This is a genomic window from Mesorhizobium carmichaelinearum (assembly GCF_900199455.1).
GTDB classification, from domain to species: Bacteria; Pseudomonadota; Alphaproteobacteria; order Rhizobiales; family Rhizobiaceae; genus Mesorhizobium; species Mesorhizobium carmichaelinearum.
Map to the genome: position 1 here is coordinate 1 of NZ_FZQR01000097.1, position 2,493 is coordinate 2,493.

The window sequence follows — 2,493 nt, forward strand, 5'->3', positions numbered from 1 at the left end:
TGTGAATCGGCGTGCAAAATTGACCCCATAAGCTGGGGAATCGGCGTCCAATTTTGACCCCCCTGATGCTTTGATTTGCGACCATCAGCTCGTCGTGGCGAGCTGATGGTGTGGGGATGAAGTCGGTGGATACGATTGCCCGAGTTCGGCGCGCATTCCATGTGCAAGGATGGTCGCTCAAGCGGATTTGCCGCGAACTGCATGTGTCGCGGAACACCGTCCGCAAGATTCTCAGATCCAATGAGACATCGTTCTCCTACGAACGCGAGCGGCAGCCCAAGCCGAAGATCGGTCCGTGGCAGGATCAGCTTGACGGGTTTTTGAATGGCAACCGTGGCAAGGCCGCGCGCGAGCAACTGACGCTGATCCGGATTTACGAAGAGCTTTGCAGTCTTGGCTACGAGGGAGGCTATGACGCCGTCCGCCGCTACGCGAAGAGTTGGGCGAAGGCGCAGGGGTCGGCGACGGCGGACGCCTATGTGCCGCTGTTCTTCGCGCCGGGCGAGGCCTACCAGTTCGACTGGAGCCACGAGATCGTCCTGATCAACGGCGTGACGGTGACCGTGAAGGTCGCCCATGTCCGGCTCTGCCACAGCCGCATGATGTTCGTCAGGGCCTATCCGCGGGAGACGCAGGAGATGGTGTTCGACGCCCATGACAGGGCCTTTGCCTTCTTCGGCGGCGCCTGCACGCGCGGCATCTACGACAACATGAAGACGGCGGTGGAAACGATCTTTGTTGGCAAGGACCGCCAATACAATCGCCGCCTCCTGCAGATGTGTAGCCATTATCTGGTGCAGCCGGTCGCCTGCACGCCAGCGTCGGGCTGGGAGAAGGGTCAGGTCGAGAACCAGGTCGGGCTGGTGCGTGAGCGCTTCTTCACGCCCAGGCTGCGCTTCAAGACCTATGAGGAGCTGAACGCCTGGCTGCAGGACAAGTGCGTCGCCTACGCCAAGGCGCACCGTCACGTCGAGCAACCGGAACGAACGATCTGGAACGTGTTCGAGGAAGAGCGCGGCAAACTGGTCGAGTATCGCGGCCCCTTCGACGGATTCCACACGGTGCCGGCCTCGGTGTCGAAGACCTGCACGGTTCGCTTCGACACCAACAAATACTCGGTCCTGTCGACGGCCGTCGGCCGCCCGGTCGAGATCCATGCCTATGCCGACAGGATCGTCATCCGCCAGGACGGCGTGGTCGTCGCCGAACATGCCCGCTCCTTCGGGCGGAACGAGACGGTCTACGATCCCTGGCATTACGTCCCTGTACTTGCCCGCAAACCCGGTGCGCTGCGCAATGGCGCGCCATTCCGGGACTGGGCTCTGCCACCAGCGATGGAGCGTATCCGACGCCGATTAAAAGCGGCGCATGACGGCGATCGGCAGATGGTGTCAATCCTGGCCACGGTGTTGACCGACGGCATCGATGCCGTGGAGGCTGCCTGCCAGGACGCGCTCGATCAGAATGTCTGCTCATCCGCCGTCATCATCAACATCCTGGCGCGGCAGCGCGATCCGGCGCCGGCAGTCACCATTCTCACCCCGGACGCTCTTCGCCTGCAGCACGAACCGCAAGCCGACTGCGCCCGCTACGACAGCCTCAGGAGGGCAAGCTGATGGAACGCACGCAGGTTCTGGAACTGATGGGCACGCTGAAGCTCTACGGGATGCGGGGCGCCTATGACGAGGTCATGGCGACAGGCATCAAGCGCCAGCACGAGCCGCCGAGGATCGTCGGCGATCTGCTATCGGCCGAGATCGCCGAGAAGCAGGCCCGCTCCATCAAATACCAGCTCACCGTCGCCAAGCTGCCGATCGCCAAGGACATCGATGAGTTCGACTTCGACGGCACGCCGGTCAATGAGGTGCTGGTCCGGGACCTTGCCAACGGCACCTTCGTCGCCGACCAGCGCAACGCCGTGCTCATCGGCGGCACCGGAACCGGCAAGTCGCATCTGGCAATCGCCATTGCCCGCGCCCTGATCCGCAACGGCTCACGTGGCCGCTTCTTCAACGTCGTCGATCTCGTCAACCGGCTGGAGACCGAGCACCGCGGCGGCAAGCAGGGCCGTATCGCCGACTACCTCACCCGGCTCGACTTCGTCGTGCTCGATGAACTCGGCTATCTGCCCTTTGCCCAGGCCGGCGGGCAATTGCTCTTCCACCTGATCAGCAGGCTCTATGAACGGACCTCGATCATCGTCACCACCAACCTGGCGTTCGGAGAATGGCCCGCCGTCTTCGGCGACGCCAAGATGACGACAGCGCTGCTCGACCGTCTCACCCATCATTGCGAGATCATCGAGACCGGAAACGAATCCTGGCGCTTCAAGAACCGCGCCTGATCACCCATCAGCTGCCAAGCGCCATCCGCGTTCGCCCGGGCTGCGCAACCCTCACCAGCTCCGCCCGGGCGAACGCTGACCGCCGCGCATTACATAAGGGGGTCAAAATTGGACGCCGATCGGGGGTCAGTTTTGGAAGCCGTTTGACA

General features: G+C 62.8%; 1 protein-coding gene and 1 pseudogene. Both read left to right on the forward strand.

Annotated elements, in window-relative coordinates:
* The first annotated feature begins 116 nt into the window (after nucleotides 1–116).
* Nucleotides 117–1,683 (forward strand): annotated as a pseudogene (istA, locus tag CKW40_RS42055) (IS21 family transposase).
* The gene (gene istB / locus CKW40_RS42060; RefSeq protein ID WP_027038551.1) at nucleotides 1,616–2,344 is read left to right on the forward strand and encodes an IS21-like element helper ATPase IstB; all 729 of its coding nucleotides are present in this window, start codon (nucleotides 1,616–1,618) and stop codon (nucleotides 2,342–2,344) included. Before istA ends, istB begins: the two are co-directional and overlap by 68 nt.
* Nucleotides 2,345–2,493 lie beyond the last annotated feature (149 nt).